The sequence below is a fragment of the Bacillus cereus group sp. BfR-BA-01350 genome, from assembly GCF_022663775.1.
Classification (GTDB): Bacteria; Bacillota; Bacilli; order Bacillales; family Bacillaceae_G; genus Bacillus_A; species Bacillus_A paranthracis.
In genome coordinates, this window is sequence record NZ_JAKUGD010000006.1 from 45,161 (window position 1) to 72,112 (window position 26,952).

The window sequence follows — 26,952 nt, forward strand, 5'->3', positions numbered from 1 at the left end:
AGCTATTTCTTAACTTCATAAAATTGTTATACACTAGAAAAATAAAAAACAAACTATTCGTTAGCAGGTGAAAGAATATGTATGATGTTACAATTATCGGCGCTGGAGTAAGTAGCATTTTTATGGCTTATTTACTAGCTAAAAGTAACAAAAAGGTTTTAATTCTGGATAAAGGGAAAGCGTTAGAAGATCGCCATTGTCCTTTAGAGGAAGGAAAAGCGTGTACTTGTACTACATGTGATAAATATTTCGGGTTTGGCGGGCTGGGAAAATCTGAAGGGAAATTTAATTATACAAATGGATTCGGCGGAGAACTTGAGCAAAAAGTCGGTAAAGAAGGCTTTAAACAACTTATGGCTGAAGTAGATGAAATTCTATGTCAGTTCGGAGGAAGCTCTGTTTCAAAATATTCTACAGAAAATCCAACTCTCAATAAGAGAGCTGAAGCTTGTGGTTTGCAAATGCTAACAACAGAAGTACGGCATCTTGGTACTACCCTTTCAAGTGACATTTTTCATCAACTCTATGAATTTTTACTTCCGAAAATAAATATACAATTTCATATAGATGTACAACATATTATGAAACAGAAAGATCATTTTACAATAGAGACAAATGAAGAAACAGTTCAATCTAAACAACTAGTATTTGCAACTGGGCGTTCCGGAGCAAACTGGTTAAAAAAAATGTGTACTTCTCTAAATATTTCTCAAGAACAAACTCGTGTAGATTTAGGTATTAGAGTAGAGATGAAAGAACACCAATTACGATCTATATTAAAAGATACATTCGAGACGAAACTTTCTTATGAGCAGGAAGATTTCACAGCAACTACGTACTGTATGAATCCAAAAGGACGCATCATTAGAAAGTACGAAGAAGGTTTAGTTATGCCTGATGGTCAAAATTTTCGAGAGAAAGGAACTGGCACACCTAACTTAAATTTCACTTTATTTATCCCACGCTATTTTCCAACTCTCAAAGAAGCAAATCTGTATGCAAGCTCAATTATTAAAAACATTAACCAAGGACGAGATCGAATTGTTATACAGCGCTTAGAGGACTTACTAAAAAAAGAACCTACAACAGCGAACAACATGAAACATAACCGTATACAGCCTACACTACAAGGAGATTATGGAGATTTGAATACAGAAATTCCTCCATTATATATTGAAGGACTTAAAGAATTTTTGTTACGCTTAGAACAATTTATCCAAGAACCGATCGATACAGATACTTTATTATATGGAATTGACGGAAAGTTTTATACTCCTACGATAAAACTCAATAACTATTTTGAAACGAGTATACATGGGCTATTTTTAGTCGGAGATTGTTCAGGCGTCACTCATTCATTATCTCAAGCTGCTGCAAGTGGGTTGTATGTTGGAAAATATTTATCTATGGTTTAAATTCTTTCATTAAGACACCAATTAAATATTTTAAATTTCACAACGCTTTATTTATGTACCTTATCCTTCCCCCGCTAACGATTATCTCATAAAGAATCGGGATTTTAAGAGATACATATGTAACATAACTATGTATGTGAAACTGTTGACATTCAATTCTAACAAATTGAATGTCAACAGTTTTAAAATCCTCTATTCATTTCCACTTTCATTTGTTCGATATTTTGTAACATCATCATAGTGTTTAATATGTTAGGATGTCTATAAGTATTTTTTACTACAACTATGACTTTTTCTGCTCTGTTCTAAAAAATAGATTTACGCTTTAAAATTCCTCATTGTACGTATGTGAATACTTTATATTATTACCTTTAGAAACCATTAGCTAAATGGTTCAGCATACTCTAATAGTTATAAAAACATAATATATAACACAAGTTAAATAAATTACAAAAAGAAGGAGTAAAAATGAAAAATAAAATCAATTTACAAATGCAAAATATAAGCTTTGTTTTAATAATTGCTTTAGGAGTATGGTTAAAAACATATCTTATTACAAGATTCAGTTTTGATTTAAAAATTGAATCTTCTACACAAGAGCTTATTTTGTTTATTAGCCCGCTCGCTGCATCATTAGCTTTTGTCGGATTAGCATTATTTGCAATCGGTGAAAAGCGAAATTATATCGCGCTGTGTATTAATTTTTTATTAACAATCATACTTGTTGGAAATGTAATGTTCTATGATTTTTATAGTGATTTCGTTACGTTACCAGTACTTGGACAAACATCAAACTTTGGCCAACTAGGCGGTAGTATTATAGAAATATTGAACTACAAAATTATACTCGCATTCGTAGACATTATTTTCTTCTTTATTTTATTAAAGAAGAAAGCACTAGTCTTTCAAACAGGACGTGTAACGCATCCGGCATGCTTCGTATATTTTCTCTTAACGGTTGGTGTATTTTTTGCAAATCTACATCTTGCAGAAAAAGAACGACCTGAACTATTAACGAGATCGTTTGACCGGGTCATGCTTGTTAAAAATTTAGGACTATACACGCATCAAGTTTATGATTTAACACTGCAAGTAAAAGCAGGATCACAAAAGGCACTTGCTGATAGTAGCAAATTACAAGAAACAGAAAACTACGTGAAGGCAAACGAAAGTGAGCCAAATCCTAACATGTTTGGTGTAGCGAAAGGAAAAAACGTAATTGTTGTCACTCTTGAATCCTTGCAAACCTTTTTAATCGGCGCAACAGTTAACGGACAAGAAGTTACACCATTTTTGAATGAATTCATAAATGAAAGCTATTACTTTGATAACTTTTTCCACCAAACTGGGCAAGGAAAAACATCCGATTCTGAATTTCTAATCGATACGTCGTTATATCCATTAAATCGAGGAGCTGTATTTTTCACACACGGTAACAATGATTATACTGCGACGCCAGAAATTTTACGTCAGCAAGGTTATTTCACTTCTGTATTCCATGCGAATAATGCAACATTTTGGAATCGTAACATTATGTATTCTGCTCTCGGTTATGATCGTTACTATAATGAACTTGATTACAAAATTACGCCTGAAACAAATTTAAATTGGGGCTTAAAAGATATCGAGTACTTTGATCAATCAGTAGATATATTAAAAACTGTTGATCAACCATTTTACGCTCGTTTCCTTACTTTAACAAACCATTATCCATTTACGTATGATGAAGATACTAAATTCATTGAACCATATGACTCTGGTAATGGCGTGTTTGATCGTTATATCGTAACAGCACGTTACTTAGACGAATCCATAAAAAAATTTATTGAGCGTTTAAAAGCTGAGGGAATGTATGATGATTCTATTATTGTTTTATATGGTGATCATTATGGCATTTCTGAAAAACATAATCGTGCAATGGCACAGTTTTTAGAAAAAGATCAAATAACAGAATTTGATACTCTGAATTTACAACGCACACCTTTATATATTCATATGCCTGGCCAAACAGAAGGTGAAACGATTTCAAAGCCTACGGGACAAATCGATATGAAACCTACTATTCTCAATTTATTAGGGATTGATACTACGAACGATATTCGTTTTGGTCATGATATGTTTTCAGATGAATATACCGGTTTTGTCGTTTTACGTGATGGTAGCTTCATTACAGACAAATACGCATACAAAAACAACACTTTCTATGACCGCATAACAGGTGAAATTGTAGATTTACCAAAAAAAGAAGCTCAAGCACTCATTAACCGTGCACAAAATGAATTACGAATGTCTGACAAAATTATTGAAGGCGATTTATTACGTTTCTCAGAAAGTAATAAAATTAAAACTGGTGAAGTACAAACTAAAATTAAAGAAACTGAAAAATAATGTAAATATGAAAAGGGAGCAACTCATTACAGTTGCTCCCTTTTATTCTCTTCTAATACATGATGCAGTTTCATATATTTCACTTTTATTCTACGCTTGTCTCTAAACTTACATCTGTATAAGTATGAATCACTTCACATTGACGTAATCTCAATTCAAAGAGCATGATAGAATCATGATAGACTTCAGGATTTGATTTCATTTTATGTAACATCTCTTGTTTTTCTTGTATTTCTAGTTGCATATTTTCTACAGTTTGTTTCAAACAGTTAAATGGATTCCTAAAGAATATATGAATATCTCGCTCTTGTGTGTTTTCAAATAGCTCAAATTGCAAGAAAAATTTCTTCATAATAGAATCCGTTACCTCGGTATAATCTTCATTTTCTACATACTGTTTGTATTTGTTATATAACATAGTTTTATTTTTAGGAAGAACTCCAAATAATTTACCGGCACTTTTCAGTAAAAATTGCGCTGGCGTAAATCGACGTAAAATATTTACTTCATCCATTTGTATGCTAGTCGTCATTCTGTCAGTATCTCTGCGCCAATCGTCAAGCACTTTAAAGTCACATTCTAACTGGATTCGATTTTCTCCAAATAAAGAATTAAGTCCTTCACTAAGTTCTTCTAAGTAAGACTGACTTTGAAGGAGCTCATTATGAGAAGTTGCAATCCAATTTTGCATAGAAAGAGCAAGATAAGGTAATACAGTTTGTTCTAAATATTTATGCACTCTTTCATTCATTGCTTTATTTAGTTCCTTATCCATATGACCGAAATCACTTTCTTCACTCATTAAATCAGAACAGCTCTGTAATATCTTCGGTATATTTTCAGTAAGATCATTTATAATTTCCGTTTTCATTGTACGATATGACTGTGTAATGAAATGAATTTTCTCCCTCTCAAATGCAGTAAGATTATTCATGCTACCGTTTAGTTTCACTATCATATCTTCATTCCACTTAATAGCATCCACGAGATTGTTTTCTTTTTCAACACGTTTATTTAAAAGATATGTAATTGTTTTTCGGATGAAGAACAATAGCTTTTCAGTACGTTCTGCATCAATATTTTTATGATTAAAGTTAAAATGAATAAACTCAGTTAACTCATTTAATTGTTGACTACTTGTATATAACGAAGAATAAGGAAAAATTCTCGCTTGCGGGAAATATGTGTTTATTCTCGCTGCCGTATCTTGTAATACTCTTTTCACTTCTGCTTCACTGTAAATGTTATCGATTTTATTTAATAAGAAATGAATTTGTAAATTTGGTGTATGTTCTTGAATGCTTAATAAAATATCACGCTCTTTATCAGTAAACGGTGAATCCGCATTCAATACAAACAATAATTCATCCATAGAATTTAGATATTCAAATACTTCATCCCTAGTGTCATTATTCCTATTAAATCCAGGTGTGACTACAAATGTAAGTTTATTTTCATTTAAAAATCTACATGGTAATTTAAATTCAACACATGCTCTATCTCTATACGTTTGATGGTGCTGAGACATCATATTATGATAATCAGAGATATCTTCCGTTGTTGTAATTGCAGCATCTGTTATGACGTTAATTTCTGTATGAGCATCATTTTTTAAAACTACTACATTTGAAATTGATTTTTCTAATATATTTTCTCCTAATATAGAGTTGATAAATGTAGTTTTTCCGTTCCCTGAAGTTCCTGTTACTAAAATACGATTTGTTCTTAAATCTGCAAGTTCGTCAACTAACCATCTAAATCGTTGACCTATTTCTATATTGTGCTTTTGTGCCCACTGTGTAATAGATTCAAAAAGATGTAGACTGTACTCTAAAGCATTCACATGATTCATAGAATATGACAGTAGGTTTTCTGCACGTTTTATATTGGATGAATCTATTTGGGTAGGAAAAATTTCATCCCATGCCAATACAGCTGCTGATGGAAATACAGCATAAGACGGATTGACTACTTTTAACCAATTTGTTAAAAGACTTGGAATGATATCGTGTAATTGTCTAAGCATATATTGCCCTTGAATTAATGCAAAGTACGTTTCTTCGTAAAGAGAAGAAATTTTGTCCCATATATCGGACGACTCTATTTCAATATGTAAGAAAAATTCATTTATTGTGTTAAGCCACAATAAGTAATTTTGTTCATTTTTATAACTGTTCCAAAGTGATGAAACCATTTGCGTAAATTGTACTTGATCTACATTATTTAATGTAACTAATGCATCATAAAAATAATCTGGTGAAATATGTTTAGTACATCCTTTATCGATATATCCTTTTAACACCTCAAACCATGGATAAGATTCTATTCGAATTAACTCATTCACAGCAAGCTCTACTGCACTATCAAAATCTTGTTGTTCCTCATAAAAGGAACGGGCAATTTTTGTGACATTCGGATAATCCGGATTTAAAGAAACCGCTTCTTTAATAACAGCGAAAGCTGAGTCAAAATTATTTTGCTCTATGTAAAGAGAAAGTAATTGTAATCTAATTTCTGTCATCAATATTATATTATCAGTAGCAATGGAAGTATAAACATTTTCAGCAACTGCTAATTGATTCAGTTCGAAATAAGCATCCGCAATATTTTTTTGTGCCCATGGTGCTAATTCATTACTAACCTTCTCCCATTTAAAAATAGCTGCTTCAAAATCTTGATGCTGATAATAAAATTCACCTTGCGCAAAACGAATATAAGATCCATCAGAAATCTCATTTTTTTCTTCGTTTATATAAGCTTCTCCAAGCACGTCAAGAGGTGGTTTTGTTACATTCTCCATTAGAAATGTTTCATAATACATCTTTTTTATTAATTGTTTTTCTATTCTCATCTTTTCCCCCACTATATCTTGAAAATACATTTTTAAGATATGTCAACACTTTATTTATGTATGCTTTTTATCTTAACAAAGAATATCTTTTGGAAAATTTCATTTTCCTTTCATTTTTCAAGTTAGATTGAATTTTTATGAGAAAAGTTTCAGTTTTTTTTCATTTCCCTTTCAGTTATGAAACAGCATTAAATGTTCCTAATAACATAATAACACTATAATATTCCGCATTATATTATCAGGAAAAACCTATATAAACCATATTATAAAAACAATTTATGGTGAATATATATGCAAAATTGACTTAAACTATATAAAAGAGCTTGTTAAATAGACCAATATGCTATGTGAATTTCAAATACACCATAATAACTAAAAACAACAATAATAGTGAGCGGCTATTCATACAATATCTTTCTCGAATTGTTTTCCTTTAGAATACTTCAGTAGTTACGTAATTAAATTCCATTAACCTCTATAAATAACTAGTCCAAAAAAAATCTATATGCATATCATGTTATAGTAAAGAATTCAGGAAATCCTAAAAGGAGGCATTTTCATGTTTGAAGATAAATCTAAAATAAACTACCCATATGAATTTACCGAAACTACAACAATCCCTCTAAAAAACCCCATCAATAAAAATTTCAAAAACGGCTCTGGTACACATACTTTCCCAATTAAGAAGCATTATAAAGAGCAGGTGCTATATACGGAAAAAATTAATAATAATAAAAATAAATAAGCGTATAGGCTCTTATAACAATTAATCAAATAAGAATCTATATTAGACCTTGCAGAGTTATAGGTAATATATAAGTCTTTCTTATACAACTCATGTACTTTTAAAAAGTGCTGATATACAGCGCTTTTTTATACATAGATAATAGAAGAACCAAAAAGGTATGGATAGTTTCCATACCTTTTTGGTTCTTTAACTATTTATAAATAAAGTACGTCCATATTTATTTTACCTAGTAGCAATTTATTAGCACTTCTAGAAGAAATAAAAGCTAGTTTAATTAAAAAATAAGTTTCTTAGCGTTTTCAGACATATTCAGGATAATACTATTCGAATACATTAGGCAATAAAGTCCACTATCAATGCTCCTACCAATAAAATTTTTCTCGTTGGAGTCATTGGAGAAAGGAGTAGATTTATGATGTATCACAAAGTTAAAGAAGTAGCCAAGAATGATATAGGTCATTATTGCCCTATTATATATATTTAAAAAATTACCAAATGTTGTTTCAAAGCTACTTAGTTTTCATAAAATATTTTTTGTTTCCGTTGGAACGGATAGGCTTTAATCTCATCTGTATCTAAATTTTCATGAAATAAATGAACAGCTATAATTTGTCTACAATCGTAAGTATGATAATAATATGTTCCGGATTCCATACACATTACGCTTGTATATATGGTATTATCTAATGCACCTTCTTCTGTTATTACTCCACCTTTAGGAACCTCACAATTTGATAAGATATGAAAAAGGGCTGATACTCCCTCTTCTTCGCTATCTATACCTTGAATGTTTTGTTTGCCATATGCTGCCCGCACAAATCTTGAGGGTGGAGTGAAATCCCCTGGAAGTCCCATTGAGCCCGATCCCTGACCAAAAGCACTTAATGGTAAGTTACTCCACTCTGTTGGCGCGAATGGCTGCGATTTAAGACCTATGTATTGTCTTAAATTTTGCAAATGCCAATTAAACTCCGGACTATTCGTCATCACTCCTAGTGGGTTGTCATACATTTTTAATCCTTCATTTGTCGGCTCCAGTACAATACAATCTCCCCATTTATCTGCCAAAATCCAATGTAGTGGTGGCGTAAGTCCTAAATCCGGTAACGGTATATCCAAAAAGGTAAGGCTATCTACAGATTTCTTTAACTCTTTGACAGAATTGAATTGTGTCAGACTCCAAGTCACAAAATCAAATGGAGCTAAATTCGTTTTATTGTCATCTATGCTTTGACTATACGTAGCGAATCCTGGAAAATAGAGTGTTGCACATGTCATACCTGCTTCATTTACTCCGTCCGCCATAATGATCCTTCCTTGATGATTAATTCCCATTCCGACCGTAGCATGTTTCGTATTAATGATTTCACCAGTTATATTATTCCACTGGTAATGTCGAGGAATGATTATTACTTCTTGATTCATATCTAATGTGAAGTCCATCGTTCTTGCAAAAAGATGCTGACCGTTTTTTGTCTCTAATGTCAAACTAGTACACATAAAGAACACCCCATTTTATGGTTTTATCTACACTTTACATAATTCCGATAAGTCTGTAAATTAAAAACCTCTTTCCTTACAAACAAATTAAGAACGTACATATAAATTACAAATAGGTTGAGGTTATCTCTAGTTTATAAATGAATTTTTAACATATAGTTGTAACAGAATTATATTAAAAAGGAGCGAATTGTTATAATCTGCCCCCTCTCTACTACGCTGATATTTCCAAAACAACTTTTGCACCATGCAGCTTTTCCGAATTACTTAAGTAAAGATTTCCACCGTGTTGCTTTGCAAAGCTTTTAGCAATGTATAACCCCATTCCATGATGATCTTTGGAGTTTCTACTTTTATCTCCCCTATAAAACTGCTCTGTAGCTGAATGCATTTCCTCTTCTGTAAACCCTCTTCCCGAGTCCTCTACAATAAATTGCAGTTTTTCACTAATCATTTCCACTGAGAACATCAAGTCACCCTTTGTTGGAGAATATTCAATTGCATTCATCATTATATTCATAATTGCTCTTTTCAAAGCGGTCTCGTCAATAGGAATAAAATTTGGTATGTCCTGAACATTTTCAATTAGATTTAACTGTTTGCCTAAAACACAAATTGCACTTTCTTCTATAATATTATGAATAAAGTCGTGGAGGTCTGTTTGCTTGAATTGAAGTGGAGCGCCTTCCTCACATTTCGTAATATCGAGTAAAGATTTCATATATATTTCCATCTCATCAATACTTTTCAAAATATGCTTATTACATTTCTTCTGATTTGAATCTAGCGTTGATTCATTTAATAGCTCTGCATTCCCTCTCAATATCGTTAACGGCGTTTTAATGTCATGTGCCAAAGCAGCAATCTGCTCTCTTCTATTTGTTTCCATATTCCACTGTGTACGTAACGAATGATTTAATTCATCTTTCATTTTTACTAAAGAAGTTAATACTTCATTCACTTCTTTTATTTTAGATTGTTCCACTTGAAAATCTAAATCTTCCTTTTGAATTTTATCTGTTACCTTTCTCAAAATCATCATTTCCTTTGACAATGATTTACCAAAAGAGCGAGATAGAAATATCACTTCGGCAACAAATAGTAGAATAAAAAGAACAATTTCACAAACTTCCGGACTCGGTAAATACTTCTGCAAAGAAGGATTTTTAAAAGTAGCATGTAACGTATATAGAATGACACAAATATCTTTATCACGTTCTATAACTGCATAGTAGTACTTACTATCACCTTTTTCATCATTATGTATGTTATTCCATATTTGTCCGGCATAATCTTTATTAATACTCCCTTGTATAACGTTTCCTGAAAAATCATACAGAGCATATTTATATTGTTTTAAAATTCGATCATCTTCCTGTTCCGCTTTAACTATAGCATCTCTTTGTGACTCAATCTGTTTTTCATAATAATTTGCTGGTAAGATTATTTCTGCGTTAACTCCAACTTGGAATAGAATCATAAAAAAAGTCACTAAAGCAATCGTCCCTATTGAAAATGCAAAAATATACTGTATTAAAATCTTACTAAGGTTGACTTGCTTTTTCATTTTCTCCATTTATAACCAATTCCCCATACTGTTTCTATTGGATTCATGCCATACTTAGATAATTTATGACGGATATTTTTAATATGTTCCACAATTACTTGGTTATCACTTTCTCCCTCATAACCAAAAACATTTTCGTAAATCTTTTCTCTTGAAAATACTTGTCCATGATTCAAAGCTAAATATTCGCAAATTCCATACTCACTTTTCGTAAATGCGATAGATGTATCGTCATGCCATATTTCTTTACATGACAGATGAAATGTAAGACCTGACAGGAAAAATGCATTTTACTTTTCTCTATGCTCACGCCTTACATGCGCGGATACCCTTGCACGCAGTTCTCCAATTCCAAAAGGTTTTGTAATATAGTCATCTCCACCGAGACTAAGCCCTGTGATTAGATCCTTCTCCATTGTTTTGGCTGTTAGAAATACAATTGGACTATCAACCAAATCCCGTATTTCCTTACAAAGTGTAAAACCATCTATTTCTGGCATCATGACATCTAACAGAATTAAATCAAAATGACAAAATTTTTCCTTTGGTATAGTAAGAGGATTACTAACAGCAGTTACCTCATGACCTTCTTTCTCTAGAGCACTTTTTATAATGTAAAGGATGCCGTCTTCATCATCAATTGCTAATATTCTTGCCATATAGAATCCCTCCCCACTCTTCCATTATAATACAATTACACTTACATTTCTTTGCGTCCTTCATAAAAGGAAAACCACATAAGGGAAATAACAAATGCAATGATCGTAAAACAAACACAAATCACTGCTCCAGTTGCTGCCTCTACTGGTAAGACACGAATAGAACTAGGACTTAATTTGTATCCCAAAAAATAATTGCATAATCTCGCGCCCCATGCACATGGCATGTATTTCCAAATCACATCCCCCATCCCTGTAAGCATTAAAGCTGCCAACAAGCTTTCTATAATTCCAATCCCAATGGAAACACCTTTACTAAAGCGAAAATTTAAGAACAGATGCCATATATACATAAAGATTTGACAACTAAAAAGAATGAATGAAATTTCAACATACAAAGCAAATGGAATTTCATTTTGTCCTAACAGAAAATGAAAACCTGTCGCAAACCCAACGACTGCCAACATAGTGGAACAAAACCCACATATTAAAAGTAAACATACTTTACTAATTAACGCTTTACGTCTTCCGTATTCCGTTGATAAAAGTTCTTTAAAATTTCCTGCCAAAGCTTCCTGTTCCACGACAGAAGAACACACTATGCTAATTAGCAACGGAAAAGATATCGATAATACTTGTATATAGCCTGAAACTTTATTTATAGAATCAAATTTTGAAAAGGAATAATAACTAAAAAAAGAGCAATACCGATGATTGGCATCGCTACATGTATCCAGAAAAAAATCGTGTGTTTCATTTTTATAAAATCAGCTCTTAATATCCTCGACAAAACCACCATATTATTTTGCCTCCTGCTTTTCAAACCACTTTGCCGTCACATAAGTGAATAACAGGAACAACACAACAGAAATTACTATGCCTAGCAAAATCACATCGTAGGAAAGTAGTTCTGGTTTAAACGTTACACTTCCGGTTTCTGCATACAAACCATTTGGTAGTATTTTCAAAATAGGAATCATCAGTCTACTTGGATATGTGTATGGACTAATCATCCAAATATTTTTTGTTGCCAATACAACTCCAAAAATTCCATTTGCCCCTACATTCAACAGAAGCGTCGGAAATAGACCTATTTTGTTACCTAAAAACAAGCAGATTGGAATTTGCCACATAAAAGTAACGATTAAAAGAACGCTTCCTAATAGTGCATTTACCGTAGGAATGATGCGGAAATTCTCTTTATTTACTAGTAAACTAGATAACTCGATTCCACAGAAAAACAGTATGCATGAAAAACTCAAAATCCCTAAAATTAGTAATACTTTAGAAATCCACACTCGTTTTAATGAAACTGGTAACGATAAAATGGAACGATTATTCATTTTTTTATCTTTCTCCGCAAGAAGTACACAACTTAAAGAAACCATTCCCGGAAGCATCGTAATGTACCACCAGTTGTAACTAGATAATTGAAAATAATCCGCCGATAATAAAAAGGCAATTAGTATTGTAGCAAATGGAACTAGCCAGATAAGTTTATTCAAAAAAGTATGTCTAATTTTAATTTTTTCAGATGCAATATATAGATTCATTTCTTATGCCTCCCTTCTATACTTTCCAGCCACTTGTACAAATAAATCTTCCAAGTCATCATTCTTATTCAATTTCCCCTGATACCCCAATACACCACCTGATATAATCCCAACATGATCTGCAATTTGACTTACTTCGCTTAAAATATGACTCGATAAAATGACCGTAATTCCTTTTCCAGGAAAGGATAAAATGAGTTTTCTTAATTCCTGAATTCCAAAAGGATCCAGTCCATTCATCGGCTCATCTAATATTAAAAATTTCGGATGGTTCAGCAATGCAATCGCAATTCCCAATCGTTGCTTCATCCCCATAGAAAAATCCTTCGCTTTTTTCTTATCTGTATTCTCTAGCTCCACAATATGCAATACTTCATCAATCCTTGATTTAGGCAAACCTAAAACAGTCGTACGAACCTGCAGGTTTTCTCTTGCTGTTAAATTTTCATAAAGCGGAGGAGACTCAATTAAAGCACCAATAGAATGTAGATCGTGCCGCGTCCATTTATGACCATCAAAGTAAATCTCACCAGAAGTAGGTGTAAGCATGCCTGTTATCATTTTTAAAGTGGTCGATTTCCCCGCTCCATTAGGACCTAACAATCCATAGATTGAATATTTCGGTACAGAAAGCGAAATATTTTGTACCACACTTTGCTTTCTAAATGTTTTACAAAGATTTTTTGTTTCTAACATAATCTCATTCATCCTAAACTTCCTCCTCGCATATTGTAATTCTAGAATAAATGATAATTATAAGGATTCTATAAGGAAAAGAAAAAACATATGGTCAAAGAAAAAGTTCTTCTCTCACGGAACTTTAATCTTTTCCTCATATGTTTTTCGTATTCTATTTCTAAAACATTTAAAGTTCATACAATTTTTAAATATAACATGTGTGAAACTGTGGATTCACATGATTTTTCGACACTTGCTATTACTGGCGCCTTGTTTGGACTTAAAATTGCGATTACTCCAAATGAAATCGTTGTTACCTAATTTAAAATCGAACTATTTATCGATTTAGTTATATAGAGAAGATGAGAAAACACATAAGTTTTTGTAAATATCGAATAAATTTTGATTAAATTGATACTAATAATGAACTGAAATAAAGAGCACAATTCTTGTTTTAGAATTGTGCTCTTTTGAGGAATAACTTCTCTATATAAATTATGATCAATTCCTTTACTCGGTGCTTAATATCGTCTATTTTTGGTAGATGCTTGTCCATATGGTTCCTCCCATTATAAATTCTTATGAATAGGAACATAAATATAATCAATTTCCCTTTTATATTCACAAATCACATCATCCAAAGTATCAACGCTAGTCTGAAGAGTAACTGATTTTAATTTTTTCTTTTATAAGCATTGTGGTAATTTGTCTAAACTAGTAGTCTATTTATAAAAAATGGGAATCCCCTAATACCAAATGTTCTTATAATGAAATAGTTCACCCTATCTGATCCATTAATAATCAAATAACATTTTAACACTATTTTACTAATATATTCCAAATATTACTAATTACTCTTATTATTATGATATACTACCTTTAAAAATACACAATTTGAACAGGAGAATGATTAACTTTGATTGAAAATCAATTACTAGACTTTTATAAAAATAAACTAACTAGCTGGAATTTAATATATAAACCTATTTCTTTAAAATATAAAATTTTTAAATCTATTTTCGCCATTATTTCTTTAATTTTTATAGGATTATATCTTTACGCTGTATTTTCGACAAATAATAATAAAACTATTTTATATAACCCTTTTGTACACCTTACTATATATTGTTTAATTGTCTTGACATTTTTTCAACTTTTCAAAAAAACAGTGATGATACCTGCCCAAAATCAGGCTTATAAAAAATATAAGATAGAAGTTAAAAGCCCTTATTGGAATGAATCCATTAGTTTAATAATCAAATCTTTTTTAACTCAAAACAACATATTAACTGGTAAACCAGAAACAGATGAAAAAACATTAGACTTTTTAATAGACATTTTTCATAATCGTATTGACCAACTCGAGAAAAAAGGATGGGCATCCATCCTTTCAACCTATGGTGGATTAGCTTTACTATTTATCATTCCTGCTTGGACAGCACTCAATCAATGGATTAATAATCCTACTAATAAAATATTTAATGATGTTTCTCAAGCAATAGGCTATTTTTTTGGAATTAGTTCTCTTATACTAATAATTATATTTTTCATTTGGGCACCTATCCGTCAAGGGGTTTTAGAAGAAATGTTTTCGTCCCAATTAAAGGACACCCGACACCTTACACAGGCCCTAGAGAATATAAGACTTGCAATACACACTCCAGCATATTATCAAAAAATCGAATCCAAAATTATGCAACCACAGATAATAGATTCAATCATCCAAGAATATATGAATGACAGTCAGGAACAGACAAATATTTCCCCTCTTCCTAACAACATGTTTGTCGCAGATGAAATTGAAAAATTAGCGATTTTAAAAGATAAAAAAATCATTACAGATGCAGAATTTATTAAACAAAAAGAAAAACTTTTAGACTAAATTCAAACAAAAAAGAAGCGATTTATTTCATCGCTTCTTTTTATTAAATCATATTATCCCTACATAACCCTCTTAAACATCTTTTCCAACTCATAAGTAGAATGATGCACAAGAATCGGTCTTCCGTGCGGGCATGTGTACGGGTTTGTTGTTGTACGAAGTTCTTCCAGTAAAGCAAATATTTGATCGTTCGTTAAATATTGATTTGCTTTAATTGAAGCTTTACAGCTCATCATGATGGCTGCTTCTTCACGTAATTTTTTAATATCAACTTTTTTTAGTTTAACGACTTGTTCCATCATTTCGTCGATAATTTCTGTTTCTTGTCCTTTCGGGAACCAAGTTGGATGAGAGCGGACGATAAAGGATTGATGGCCGAATTGCTCCAAGAATAGACCGACTTTCTTTAGCTCTTCTAGTTGCTCTTCAACACGTAAAAATTCAGTAAGAGATAAATCAATACGATATGGTACGAGTAGTTCTTGTACTTCTTGCGCTACCCTTCCTACTTTATCACGGAAGTATTCATAATTAATACGTTCCTGCGCGGCATGCTGGTCAATCATATATAAGCCTTTATCATTTTGAGCGAAAATATATGTTCCATGCATTTGTCCAATTGGATAAAGCGGCGGTAAATCATTACCGTTCATTTCGATTTCTTCTATTTCCTGAACTTCTTCTTCCAATTCCTCTAATTCAAAGTCTTCATCGTTACTGTTCCACGATTTCTCTTCTCGAATCGGTTCTTCTATTATCGATTTTGTAGATGGTTGCCAACTTTGTTCTTCTCTCACGAGCGACTGTGGTGGTTGCCATTCTTGCTTCGGTGGTTGCCAAAGCTGTGCTGGCTGTTTCACAGCCTGCGGTTCTTCTTGTTTTTCATCCATGCCCGTCGGTAAAACGATCTCCGGCATAGATGGTTCTTTCGGCTTCGCATGCTCAAACTGAAACTGTTCTTGCACACTTTCATCTTTTTCTTTTTTCTTCGTTGTTACACCTGCATCTGGAATGAGCTGTATTTTTTTGAATGCTGCTTGCAATGTTTCTTCGATTAGCTTTAGCAATTCTTGTTCTTTACTAAAACGAACTTCCAATTTCGCTGGATGTACGTTAACGTCAACAAGCATTGGATCCATTTCAATTGATAAGAAACCGATTGGATATCGTCCTACTGGCAATAATGTATGGTATCCTTGCTGAATAGCTTTCATTAATACGAAATTTCGAACGTAACGGCCATTTACGATTGTTGACATATAATTACGAGATGCTCTCGTTACTTCTGGTAATGTTACATAACCTTTAATTGTGAAATCTAAAGATTCAGCTTCAATTGGAACAAGCTTCTTTGCAACTTGAATGCTATAAATCGATGCAAGTACTTGTCTTACATCACCATTTCCTGATGTATGAAGCAATTTCTTTTCATTATGAAATAGCTTTAACGATACTTCTGGGTGTGACATTGCAATACGATATACGATATCTGTAATATTACCAAGCTCTGTATGAATAGTTTTCATATATTTAAGACGCGCTGGTGTATTAAAGAATAAGTTTTGTACTGTAATATCTGTTCCTTTTCGGCTCGCTGTTTTCTCCTGCTTTATAATGTCTCCACCTTTAATAATAAGGTGTGTACCAGGAGCATCACCGGTGCTAGTGATTAATTCTAATTCACTAACTGAGGCAATACTCGGCAATGCCTCACCGCGGAAACCGAGTGTTCTTATGCGAAACAGATCGTTTTCATCTTTAATTTTGCTCGTCGCATGTCGTTCAAAAGCAACGATACAATCTTCTTCTGCAATGCCATCTCCGTTATCAATGATGCGAATTTTCGATAAACCAGCTTCTTCTAAGTGGATTTCAATAGATGTACTATTCGCATCGATAGAATTTTCCACAAGTTCTTTTACGACTGAGGCAGGGCGCTCTACTACTTCCCCTGCCGCAATTAAGTTAGAGAGTTGGTCATCGAGTTTGCGAATTTTCCCCATCTACTTACTCATCCTTTCTTTAACTTTTTCTGTAAGCGATACAGTTCATTCATCGCTTCTAAAGGTGTCATATCAAGTAAATCAATTTTTTTAATTTGCGTCAGCACTGCCGTTTCTTTTGCATCTAGAACTGGTTTGTCTTGTTTTTTCGAAGATTGCTCTGCGCCAAAGAATGATAGTTGTGATTCTTCTTCATTGTCTACCTTCGTTTCTTCTATTTCTATTGATTCCTCTTTTACAACTATAGGTTCTGGAATTACTTCTTGCTCTTGCGCTTTCACTTCTACACGCTTCGGAATAATAATTTCTTCCTGTCCTTCTAATTGCGCTAACACTTCTTTCGCTCGAGCGATTAAGCTATCTGGAAGCTCCGCAAGTTGCGCAACATGAATTCCGTAACTTTTATCAGCTGCCCCGTCTTGAATTTTATGAAGGAATACTACTTTTCCGTTCTCTTCAATAGCTGAAACGTGCACATTTTTCAGTTGATCTAAACTGTCTTCTAGCACAGTCAATTCATGATAATGCGTAGAGAATAACGTTTTCGCACCAATTTGGTCATGAATATGTTCAATGATTGCTTGCGCAAGTGCCATACCATCATACGTAGATGTACCGCGTCCAATTTCATCAAATAAAATTAAACTTCTTTCTGATGCGTTTGCAATTGCATTTTTTGCTTCTAACATTTCGACCATAAATGTACTTTGACCTGAAATTAAATCATCCGCCGCGCCAATTCTCGTAAAGATTTGGTCAAATACAGGTAACACTGCTTCTGTTGCTGGTACGAAACAACCGATTTGCGACATAACTGTTACAAGTGCTAATTGTCTCATATACGTACTTTTACCAGACATGTTCGGCCCTGTAATTAAAAATACATCCATATTCTCTGGCATAATACAATCATTCGGTACATACAATTTCCCGTTCAATACTTTTTCTACGACAGGATGACGACCATCTTTAATAAAGATTTCGCGCTTCGTTGTTAGTACAGGTTTTACAAACTGTTCTTCTTCACTCACTGTCGCAAAACTTTGCATTACGTCTAATTCACTGATTACTTTCGCTAAATGCTGTAATTTCGGAATAAATACTTTTACTTCTTCACGAAGTGCTGTAAATAGATCATATTCTAGTTGTACAATTTTTTCTTCTGCTTCTAAGATTAATGTTTCTTTTTCTTTTAGTTCATCTGTAATGAAACGTTCCGCATTAGCAAGCGTTTGTTTACGCTCATAGCGGCCTTCTGGTAATGCTCCAAGGTTCGCTTTCGTTACTTCAATGTAGTACCCGAAAATACGGTTGTATCCGATTTTTAACGATTTAATTCCTGTAATATCACGCTCTCGTTTTTCAAGCTCAGCAATCCACGTTTTTCCGTTTTTACTCACGTAACGATATTGATCAAGCTTGTCATTATAACCATCTTTAATAATATCTCCATCTTTAATAGAAAGCGGTGGATTTTCTTGAATACTTCTTCCTAGTAATTCTGTTAAGCTCTCACATGGATCTGCACCTTGAATTAATCTCGCTGCATACGCGTTATCTAACAAACTAATCGCTTCTAAAATAGCTGGCACTTGCAGTAACGAGCGTCTTAACTGTAATAAGTCCCGTGCATTCACATTACCAAATGCAACTTTCCCTGCTAAACGTTCTAAATCATATACTTCTTTTAACTTTTCTTTTAAATCTTCACGCAAGAAGTAATCATTTACAAACGTTTCAACCATTTCTAAACGCTCTTCAATTCGTTCCTTCTGTATAAGTGGACGTTCCATCCACTGTTTTAACATACGACCACCCATAGCAGTCTTCGTCTTATCTAATAGCCATAATAATGATCCTGTTTTTTCTTTCGTTCGAAGTGTTTCTGTCAGCTCTAAATTTCGCTTTGAATGCACATCAATCTTCATAAATTGATTCGTATAATAAATTTCCACAGGCTGCAAATGATCTAATGAACGTTTTTGCGTTCTTATTACATAGTTAAATAAGCGCCCAACTGCTTTAATTAACTTTGCTTGTGAAACATTTTTCACAAGATGTTCTAGCCCTTCAGGAATTGCCGTTGCATCTTCATATGAAATCGTCATTTTTAACGTTTCCGTTAACTTGTTTAGTTCATCTTTAGAAAAGGAAGAATCTACAACAATTTCTTTCGAACCAGTTGCATACACTTCTAATAAAATATCTTCTACTGAACCAGTCAATAACGTTACTGTATTTTGTCCAGTCGTTAAATCGTTACAAGCTAACGCATATGACCCATCTTCAAAATGTGTTAATGCGGCTAAGAAGTTATTTTCTTTCTCATCAATCGTACGCCCTTCCATCATCGTTCCTGGCGTAATTAATTGTACGACTTCACGGCGCACTACACCTTTAGCTGTTTTTGGATCTTCTACTTGCTCACAAACCGCTACTTTATATCCTTTTTCAACAAGTTGTTCAATATAGTTTTTAGCCGCATGATACGGTACACCGCACATCGGTATACGTTCACTACTACCACCGTCTCGGCTCGTTAATGTAATTTCAAGTTCGTGGGCTGCTTTAACCGCATCCTCAAAGAACATTTCATAAAAATCACCTAAGCGGAAAAATAAAAAGGCATCTTGATAGTCTGCCTTAACTTTTAAATATTGCTGTATCATAGGCGTATATTGCGTCATACTTATCCTCCATAATTCTTACATAATAATCTATATTCATATATGTCACATTTCACGGACACTCTTATCTCCTATTTCAGGAGTCTTTCTTCATTATAGCACATTTCATTAGCAATCATGTTCATCTAAGCACCACTTATGTAAAGTAAAAAGCTAGGAAGAACTTCTCCCTAGCTTTCTATTACTCTTCTTCTGCATCAACGATAAAGTTCGGATCTAACTCTTCAAACTCATCATCTTCAATTTGGAAAGCATCATCTGATTCCACGCAACCTTCAGGGTTTACACTTACACAAATTTTCGTTTCGCCAACTACTTCTGTTACAAATTCACGTTCTACCGTTACAACAATTTTATTACCATTTGGTGATACAAGAGCTTCTAAACAATTTGGTGGCTGAATGACACGAGCAATAATTTCTAAATCATCACCAGAAAAGTTTTTATCACGATATCCAATACTTACTTCATCTGTGTAGTTTACACGTTCTGTTACAACTTCTGTCTTTGTATTGCCATCGAATGAATACCAAGTGTTCACATCATAGAAACCTTCAATTTCCACATGTTTTCCATTCTTTCTTGCTTCGTACGAGTGGTTAATTACCCAGCACCCTAAAATACTTGTTGGCTCATTATTTGATTCACATGTATGCGTTGACTTTGTATACTTACGTCCTTTTCCAACCACTGCTTTTGTAATAATCTCTCTAAATTCGGACATTCGTAACCCTCCTCAATCACTATTCACTTAATCATATGCGTGACAATAGCGGAATGTGTCATTCTTTTTTTGAGAAGAACTTACGTTTAATCCACTAAAAAAAGAGATGTCAATTCGACATCTCTTTAACAACCACAATTTCCTTTTTTACTTTCTACCGCTGCGCCCGTTTCACCCTTCAATACATCACCATTAGTTGAAATTAATATTTCATCTGTTACGTTGTTAGAAATCGTACTTGCAACTAGCTGTAGTAAGTCATTTACATATGTTTGTGAAGATTTAAATTCTTGTACAACTGGGATGCTATCTAACTTATCTTGCAGGGCATCAATTTCAGCTTCTACTTTTTTCAAAGCTTCCCATTTCCCGTAATGTTGCAAGTTTACTGCTTGTTTTTGCAGTGCTTTAATTTCATCAATTGCGCGCTTCACATTTTCATTTTTATGAATTTGTGCCTCTGCTTTCTTAAAGAAATCAACTTCTTCTGTTTCAGAAATCATTTTTGCTAATTCTTTCGCTTGCTCAACAATTTCATCTTTCGAATATACTTTCATCTATTATTCCACCTCAATCGGCTCTTCAACTAATTCTCCGTTAAGAGACCAAGTTTTTGCATCCGTTACTTTTACTTTCACAAGCTGACCAATTAAAGACTTTGGAGCAACAAAGTTTACAAGTTTATTTGTACGAGTATAACCTGCAAGTACTTCTGGATTATTTTTACTCTCTCCATCAACTAACACTTCTACAATTTGACCTTTATAAAGATTATTCTTTTCAATTGCCAATTTATTTACTAATGCATTTAAGCGTTGAAGACGTTCTTTCTTTACTTCCATCGGTACATTGTCTTTCATTTTTGCAGCTGGTGTACCTTCACGCGGAGAATAAATAAAGGTAAAGGCAGTATCAAACCCTACTTCACGATATAACGACATCGTTTCTTCAAATTGCTCATCTGTTTCATTCGGGAAACCGACGATAATATCAGTTGTTAATACCGCGTTTGGAATTGCTTCTTTAATTTTTCTTACAAGCTCTAAATAATGCTCACGTGAATATTTACGCGCCATAATTTTTAACATTTCTGTGCTTCCAGATTGAACTGGTAAGTGAATATGTTCTACTAAGTTGCCACCTTTTCCAAGCACTTCAATTAAGTGATCATCGAAATCGCGTGGATGACTCGTTGTAAAACGAATACGGGCAATATCAACTTTACGGAGCTCGTCCATTAAATCGCCAAGACCGTATTCTATATCTTCAAAGTCTTTACCATATGCATTTACGTTCTGTCCAAGTAACGTAATTTCTTTATAACCATTCGCAGCTAAATGACGAATCTCTTGGATAATGTCTTCTGGACGTCTGCTTCGCTCTTTTCCGCGTGTATACGGTACGATACAATATGTACAGAACTTATCACAGCCATACATAATATTTACCCAAGCTTTAATATCACCACGACGTACTTTCGGAAGATTTTCAATTACGTCTCCTTCTTTGGACCAAACTTCAACTACCGTCTCCTTCGAGAACATTGCATCTTTTAGAATGTACGGTAATCTATGAATATTATGCGTTCCAAACACCATATCTACATGCTGATTTTTTTGCATAATTTTATTTACAACAGATTCCTCTTGGGACATACAACCACATACACCAATTAAAAGATCAGGATTTCTTCGTTTTAGTGCCTTTAAATGCCCTAGTTCACCGAACACTTTATTTTCAGCATTTTCACGAATAGCACAAGTATTTAATAATACTACATCTGCTTCTTCAGTTGAAAAGGTTGGTTCATATCCAAGTGCAGTGAAAATACCCGCCATTACTTCTGTATCATGCTCATTCATTTGACAACCATATGTACGAATATAAAACTTTCTTCCTGTACCGAAATTGCGAAACTCTTCAGGTAAGCCAAAATCCCGTTCAATTTTAACTTCTTCTTTCCCTCGCTTTTTCGCGTCTTTTAAGGAAGGTGGTTGGTATACACTTTCAAAGTATTTGCTATAATCTTTCTCTTCTTTTTTCGTAGAGGAATTCACTTGTTGACTTGCTAATCGTTGTTGCTCGTTCATCGGTAATCTCCTTTCACCCTTAACTATACACACTTTATAGTCCATTTTAATGCGCTTAGACCCATCTCAAAAATGGTTAGATAGCTTGAGAGATAACTTGTCCTTTGAAACTTGAGTAACCAATCTAATCATCTATAAGAATGAAGTCTTCCCCACACAAATAGACATTCCCTTTTTATATTTCTTTTTGTCCTACTAAAAAGCATATTGCTTTATCCCTATAAACATTACCATAGTATGAAGCGTTTCGCCAATTTTTACAAAGAAGAAGGCTTATCCTATTATTACATTTCCTAGTTAATGAACATGCAATTTTCATACAACGATTTATATATTATTTTACCATTCTGAATTTTCCAAGTAAATAAGACTGCTTTATATTTTTACTCATTAAAAAAGGCTGCCAAATGGCAACCTCCTCTTCTTACATTACATAAATTCAGCAACAAGCTCATCAAACATTTTCTGATCCATGTTTAAATCAGATTGCACTAAAGGCTTCTCACTATAGCCTTTTACTAGTTCTTGGTATGAAGGCTGCGCTGTATTTTGATAAATTAACCCTGTTACTAATCCGTTGTTTTCCATTAATGTTTGCATAGCCATCATGCGATTAGACGGATCATATCCCTCTACTGTACTTAGTTTTGTTAAATTCTCTTTAAACCAATCGTAAGTATTTACTTTATTGTAAGTAACACATGGGCTGAATACGTTAATTAATGAAAATCCTTTATGGTTAATACCAGCTTCAATAATTTGTGTTAATTCTTTTAAATCACTTGAAAAGCTTTGCGCCACAAATGTTGCACCAGCTGTTAAAGCCATTTCCATAACATTTAGTGACGGTTCAATTGAACCTTGTGGTGTACTTTTCGTTTTAAATCCAGCTTCACTACGTGGTGAAGTTTGCCCTTTTGTTAATCCGTAAATTTGGTTATCCATTACGATGTACGTAATGTCAATGTTACGACGAATAGAATGGATCGTATGTCCCATACCAATCGCAAATCCATCACCGTCACCACCTGATGCGATAACTGTTAAATCACGGTTTGCCATTTTTACACCTTGTGCAATTGGAAGGGCACGACCATGAATACTATGCACACCATATGAATTAATATAACCTGAAATACGACCTGAACAGCCGATACCAGAAATAACAGCAAGTTCATCTGGATTTAAGCCAACGTTAGCTGCCGCACGTTGAATTGCAGCTTGCACCGAGAAGTCTCCGCAACCTGGGCACCAGTTTGGTTTTACACTGTTACGAAAGTCCTTAAATGTTGCCATTTAATACAACCCCTTTTTTGCATTCGTTGTAAATCTCTTTCGGCAAGAATGGGTTCCCATCATATTTTAAAAGACTAGAAATTTTCTCACCGTTACCAAGATTCATTTTCATAATGTTAGCAAGTTGACCTGTTGCATTGTTTTCTACCACTACAACACGCTTCGCATTTTTCACAAGTGGATCGATTTCAGCTGTTGGGAACGGGTGAATTAAACGCACATGAGCATGGTTTACTTTCATACCCTCTTGTTCTAAGCGCTCCATTGCTTCTTCGATCGCACCACGAGTTGAGTTAAATCCAACAAGCAATACGTCTGCTTCTTCATGCTTAACATTTTTATAAACAGGGGTATTAAACTTCAAGTTCTCCATTTTACGGAAACGTTTGTCCATTTGATCTTTACGGTTTAATGCTGATTCAGATGGTTTACCAGTTTCATCATGTTCTACACCAGTAACATGGTGAACACCATTTTTCATACCAGGTAAAACACGTGGTGAAACACCATCTTCTGTTACTTCATAACGCTTAAAGTATGCTTTATTTTCACGTTCTGGTAATTCCGCTTCTAAATCAAGCTTACCGCGACGAATTTCCACTTTCTCTAACTTAAGTGGTTCTACTGTCTGTTTCCCTAAAGAAAGCTGTAAATCTGTTAAGAAAATAACAGGTACTTGATATTCTTCAGATAAGTTAAACGCTTCTACAATATCATAGAAAGCTTCTTCCACTGTACTTGGCGCCATTACGATTTTTGGAATTTCACCGTGCGTACCGTAAATCATTGCCATTAAATCAGACTGCTCTTGTTTCGTTGGTAATCCTGTACTTGGACCACCACGTTGTGTATCAACAATTACTAATGGCGTTTCTGTAATACCTGCTAAACCAATCGCTTCCATCATTAAAGATAGACCTGGACCAGCAGATGCAGTTAATGTACGAACACCAGCATAGTTTGCACCGATTGCCATTGTACAAGCTGCAATTTCATCCTCAGTTTGGATTACTGTTCCGCCGACTTTTGGCAATTTTTTAATTAAGTATTCCATAATTTCAGATGCAGGTGTAATTGGATATGCAGACATAAAGCGAGCACCACCAGCTACTGCACCAAATGCGATCGCATCGTTCCCAATCATAAACATGCGCTTCTGACCATCAGCTTTTTCAAGCTGCATCATGTTTACTTTCTCACCTAGTAACTCTTTCATATATTGAGAGCCGCGCTTAATTGCGTCCATGTTCTTTTGAACGACTTGCTCTCCTTTACGACCAAAGATCTCTTCAACAACATCTAAATAAGCTGTTTCATCTAATCCTAATACCGCACTTGATGCTCCAACAGCAACCATGTTTTTCATTAATGATGTGCCTAATTCTGAAGCAATATCTGTAAACGGTATCACATATAGATTTACATCTGTATTGTCAGGTATTGTCGGATTAAATTTCGCATCTGCAACTACAATCCCGCCCGGACGTAGTTCGTGGAAGTTAAAATCAATTGTTTCTTGATCAAAAGCAATTAAAATATCTAAATCATCTGAGATCGCGCGTACTTCTGTTGTACTTACACGAATTTTATTATTTGTATGGCCGCCTTTTATACGTGATGAGAAGTGGCGGTAACCGTATAGGTAATATCCTAATCGGTTTAATGCAATACAGAAGATTTCTCCTGTACTTTCAATTCCTTCACCTTGTTGGCCTCCAACTTTCCATGAAAGTTGACTAATCATCTCCTACACCCCTTTTGGCTGCATTCATTGTAGTGTATTTTTTTACAGTAATAGTTTAGCATTTTTTATGCAAATAAACTACAATGGACGCAAATTATGCCTCTTCTGATTTCCCTGAATCTTTAGTATAAAGCTATTTTGTTTTTCATTCTAGTATTAGGTCTTAAAAAAAGCAATAATATCAAATGAATTAATTCTAATTTTTCTGTATTTTTAAAACAAAGATCTTAAAAGCCGATATGTTCAACAAAATTATCATATAAAAATCGCTCTACAGTAGATGCAGCATAGTGTTTACAAAGCTCATTCATTACATTTTCATAATCTCGATACGCTGATACATTTACAACTGTTTCTACTATCCCATCAAAATCCGAACCAAACCCTATATTGTTCTCTCCACCTAATGAACAAATATATTCGATATGTCTTACTATATCTGCTACATTCGCTTGTTTTTCATTTGTTAGAAACTGCGGTACAAAAGTGACACCGATCATGCCATTTCGCTTTATAAGAGCTTTAAGTTGTTCATCGTTTAAATTACGTGGGTGCTGGCAAAGTTTCATACAATTTGAGTGGGAAGCAATAGGATTTTTTGCAATTTCTATAACATCCCAAAAACTTCTTTCATTCAAATGAGACACATCAGTCCATACATGTAACGCATTCAGTTCTTGTACAACATGTTTACCAAAAGTCGTTAAACCTGCCCCACGCGTCTCTAGCGCACCATCAGCTAATAGATTGGCATAATTCCATGTTAGTCCAAAAGAACGTACTCCTAGGCGATACAACAACCGTATTTTCATTGCATCTTTTCCAATTGCTTCACATCCTTCTAGTGTTAATATCGCTCCAATCTCGTCCTGTTTTAACATGTTAATATCATCTTTTGTCTGAATAAACTTCACACCTGGTAGGGATAAAATTTCATTATAAAAAATATCTACCATTTGCAATGCTACTTCAAATCGGTTTTCATATGCCACTGTTTCTGGCACATATATAGCAAAACATTGTATACTTCCTTTTCTGTTCTTTAACTGTTCAAATGTAATATGTAATTGCGAATCATGTTTAAAATCCTTTCTCCCTTGTGCACTCCATAACTGAAGAAGCACATCACAATGAGCATCAAAAATTTTCATTTTCATTCCTCCATTA

Annotated in this window: 17 protein-coding genes and 2 pseudogenes; 4 read left to right on the forward strand and 15 right to left on the reverse strand. The window is 33.8% G+C overall.

Going from position 1 to position 26,952, the window contains the following annotated elements:
* Positions 1-77: 77 nt before the first annotated feature.
* Both MR147_RS15000 and MR147_RS15005 read left to right on the forward strand, forming a co-directional pair.
* The gene (locus tag MR147_RS15000) at positions 78-1,415 is read left to right on the forward strand and encodes an NAD(P)/FAD-dependent oxidoreductase (RefSeq protein WP_242304478.1); all 1,338 of its coding nucleotides are present in this window, start codon (positions 78-80) and stop codon (positions 1,413-1,415) included.
* A 468-nt stretch (positions 1,416-1,883) separates the two neighbouring features.
* Entirely contained in the window at positions 1,884-3,803 is a 1,920-nt protein-coding gene (locus MR147_RS15005; protein WP_242304480.1) for an LTA synthase family protein, read from the forward strand.
* Between the two features lie 85 nt (positions 3,804-3,888).
* Here MR147_RS15005 and MR147_RS15010 read toward each other — a convergent pair whose 3' ends face one another.
* Positions 3,889-6,684, reverse strand: coding sequence for a dynamin family protein (locus tag MR147_RS15010; RefSeq protein ID WP_242304481.1), 2,796 nt, complete (start codon positions 6,682-6,684; stop codon positions 3,889-3,891).
* 529 nt (positions 6,685-7,213) lie between these two features.
* On the opposite strand from MR147_RS15010, the gene MR147_RS15015 reads away from it, so the two are divergent.
* Positions 7,214-7,399: a hypothetical protein gene (locus MR147_RS15015; RefSeq protein ID WP_000461128.1), complete on the forward strand. Its 186-nt coding sequence runs from the start codon at positions 7,214-7,216 to the stop codon at positions 7,397-7,399.
* A gap of 516 nt (positions 7,400-7,915) precedes the next feature.
* Here MR147_RS15015 and MR147_RS15020 read toward each other — a convergent pair.
* From MR147_RS15020 to MR147_RS15045, 6 genes and pseudogenes are all read right to left on the reverse strand, one after another.
* The gene (locus MR147_RS15020; RefSeq protein ID WP_061131611.1) at positions 7,916-8,902 is read right to left on the reverse strand and encodes a choloylglycine hydrolase family protein; all 987 of its coding nucleotides are present in this window, start codon (positions 8,900-8,902) and stop codon (positions 7,916-7,918) included.
* Between the two features lie 214 nt (positions 8,903-9,116).
* Positions 9,117-10,478 carry a HAMP domain-containing sensor histidine kinase gene (locus MR147_RS15025; RefSeq protein WP_242304483.1) on the reverse strand — a complete coding sequence of 454 codons (1,362 nt, stop codon included), beginning with the start codon at positions 10,476-10,478 and terminating at the stop codon, positions 9,117-9,119.
* A pseudogene (locus MR147_RS15030) lies at positions 10,466-11,128 on the reverse strand (response regulator transcription factor). Before MR147_RS15030 ends, MR147_RS15025 begins: the two are co-directional and overlap by 13 nt.
* A 41-nt stretch (positions 11,129-11,169) precedes the next feature.
* Positions 11,170-11,927: pseudogene (locus tag MR147_RS15035) on the reverse strand (lantibiotic immunity ABC transporter MutG family permease subunit).
* A gap of 1 nt (position 11,928) precedes the next feature.
* Positions 11,929-12,681, reverse strand: coding sequence for a lantibiotic immunity ABC transporter MutE/EpiE family permease subunit (locus tag MR147_RS15040; RefSeq protein ID WP_074606225.1), 753 nt, complete (start codon positions 12,679-12,681; stop codon positions 11,929-11,931).
* Positions 12,682-12,684: 3 nt separating this feature from the next.
* On the reverse strand, positions 12,685-13,389 hold the full coding sequence (locus tag MR147_RS15045; RefSeq protein WP_001002802.1) for a lantibiotic protection ABC transporter ATP-binding protein: 705 nt from the start codon (positions 13,387-13,389) through the stop codon (positions 12,685-12,687).
* Between the two features lie 886 nt (positions 13,390-14,275).
* On the opposite strand from MR147_RS15045, the gene MR147_RS15050 reads away from it, so the two are divergent.
* Positions 14,276-15,241, forward strand: a complete 966-nt coding sequence (locus MR147_RS15050; RefSeq protein WP_242304485.1) for an SHOCT domain-containing protein — start codon at positions 14,276-14,278, stop codon at positions 15,239-15,241.
* A gap of 59 nt (positions 15,242-15,300) precedes the next feature.
* On the opposite strand, the gene mutL is transcribed toward MR147_RS15050, so the two are convergent.
* The 8 genes from mutL to MR147_RS15090 all read right to left on the reverse strand — a co-directional run bounded on the left by mutL (position 15,301) and on the right by MR147_RS15090 (position 26,936).
* Positions 15,301-17,244, reverse strand: coding sequence for a DNA mismatch repair endonuclease MutL (gene mutL, locus MR147_RS15055; RefSeq protein WP_000516473.1), 1,944 nt, complete (start codon positions 17,242-17,244; stop codon positions 15,301-15,303).
* Positions 17,245-17,252: 8 nt separating this feature from the next.
* A complete protein-coding gene (gene mutS, locus MR147_RS15060; RefSeq protein WP_242304486.1) occupies positions 17,253-19,931 on the reverse strand; it encodes a DNA mismatch repair protein MutS in 2,679 nt (892 codons plus the stop codon).
* Between the two features lie 181 nt (positions 19,932-20,112).
* Positions 20,113-20,655: an outer spore coat protein CotE gene (gene cotE / locus MR147_RS15065; RefSeq protein ID WP_001288798.1), complete on the reverse strand. Its 543-nt coding sequence runs from the start codon at positions 20,653-20,655 to the stop codon at positions 20,113-20,115.
* A gap of 125 nt (positions 20,656-20,780) precedes the next feature.
* Positions 20,781-21,212 carry a YlbF/YmcA family competence regulator gene (locus MR147_RS15070; RefSeq protein ID WP_000870462.1) on the reverse strand — a complete coding sequence of 144 codons (432 nt, stop codon included), beginning with the start codon at positions 21,210-21,212 and terminating at the stop codon, positions 20,781-20,783.
* 3 nt (positions 21,213-21,215) lie between these two features.
* A complete protein-coding gene (gene miaB / locus MR147_RS15075; RefSeq protein ID WP_242304488.1) occupies positions 21,216-22,745 on the reverse strand; it encodes a tRNA (N6-isopentenyl adenosine(37)-C2)-methylthiotransferase MiaB in 1,530 nt (509 codons plus the stop codon).
* 429 nt (positions 22,746-23,174) lie between these two features.
* Positions 23,175-24,041: a 2-oxoacid:ferredoxin oxidoreductase subunit beta gene (locus MR147_RS15080; RefSeq protein ID WP_000190154.1), complete on the reverse strand. Its 867-nt coding sequence runs from the start codon at positions 24,039-24,041 to the stop codon at positions 23,175-23,177.
* Positions 24,028-25,785, reverse strand: coding sequence for a 2-oxoacid:acceptor oxidoreductase subunit alpha (locus tag MR147_RS15085; RefSeq protein ID WP_074606234.1), 1,758 nt, complete (start codon positions 25,783-25,785; stop codon positions 24,028-24,030). Before MR147_RS15085 ends, MR147_RS15080 begins: the two co-directional genes overlap by 14 nt.
* A 227-nt stretch (positions 25,786-26,012) precedes the next feature.
* Complete coding sequence (locus MR147_RS15090; protein WP_242304491.1) at positions 26,013-26,936, reverse strand: dipeptidase; 924 nt, start codon at positions 26,934-26,936, stop codon at positions 26,013-26,015.
* Positions 26,937-26,952: the final 16 nt, after the last annotated feature.

Coding starts and splice junctions, on each gene's coding strand:
- MR147_RS15000 (WP_242304478.1), top strand. CDS start 78: ATGTATGATGTTACAATTATCGGCGCTGGAGTAAGTAGCATTTTTATG.
- MR147_RS15005 (WP_242304480.1), top strand. CDS start 1,884: ATGAAAAATAAAATCAATTTACAAATGCAAAATATAAGCTTTGTTTTA.
- MR147_RS15010 (WP_242304481.1), bottom strand. CDS start 6,684: ATGTATTTTCAAGATATAGTGGGGGAAAAGATGAGAATAGAAAAACAA.
- MR147_RS15015 (WP_000461128.1), top strand. CDS start 7,214: ATGTTTGAAGATAAATCTAAAATAAACTACCCATATGAATTTACCGAA.
- MR147_RS15020 (WP_061131611.1), bottom strand. CDS start 8,902: ATGTGTACTAGTTTGACATTAGAGACAAAAAACGGTCAGCATCTTTTT.
- MR147_RS15025 (WP_242304483.1), bottom strand. CDS start 10,478: ATGGAGAAAATGAAAAAGCAAGTCAACCTTAGTAAGATTTTAATACAG.
- MR147_RS15040 (WP_074606225.1), bottom strand. CDS start 12,681: ATGAATCTATATATTGCATCTGAAAAAATTAAAATTAGACATACTTTT.
- MR147_RS15045 (WP_001002802.1), bottom strand. CDS start 13,389: ATGAATGAGATTATGTTAGAAACAAAAAATCTTTGTAAAACATTTAGA.
- mutL (WP_000516473.1), bottom strand. CDS start 17,244: ATGGGGAAAATTCGCAAACTCGATGACCAACTCTCTAACTTAATTGCG.
- mutS (WP_242304486.1), bottom strand. CDS start 19,931: ATGACGCAATATACGCCTATGATACAGCAATATTTAAAAGTTAAGGCA.
- cotE (WP_001288798.1), bottom strand. CDS start 20,655: ATGTCCGAATTTAGAGAGATTATTACAAAAGCAGTGGTTGGAAAAGGA.
- MR147_RS15070 (WP_000870462.1), bottom strand. CDS start 21,212: ATGAAAGTATATTCGAAAGATGAAATTGTTGAGCAAGCGAAAGAATTA.
- miaB (WP_242304488.1), bottom strand. CDS start 22,745: ATGAACGAGCAACAACGATTAGCAAGTCAACAAGTGAATTCCTCTACG.
- MR147_RS15080 (WP_000190154.1), bottom strand. CDS start 24,041: ATGGCAACATTTAAGGACTTTCGTAACAGTGTAAAACCAAACTGGTGC.
- MR147_RS15085 (WP_074606234.1), bottom strand. CDS start 25,785: ATGATTAGTCAACTTTCATGGAAAGTTGGAGGCCAACAAGGTGAAGGA.
- MR147_RS15090 (WP_242304491.1), bottom strand. CDS start 26,936: ATGAAAATTTTTGATGCTCATTGTGATGTGCTTCTTCAGTTATGGAGT.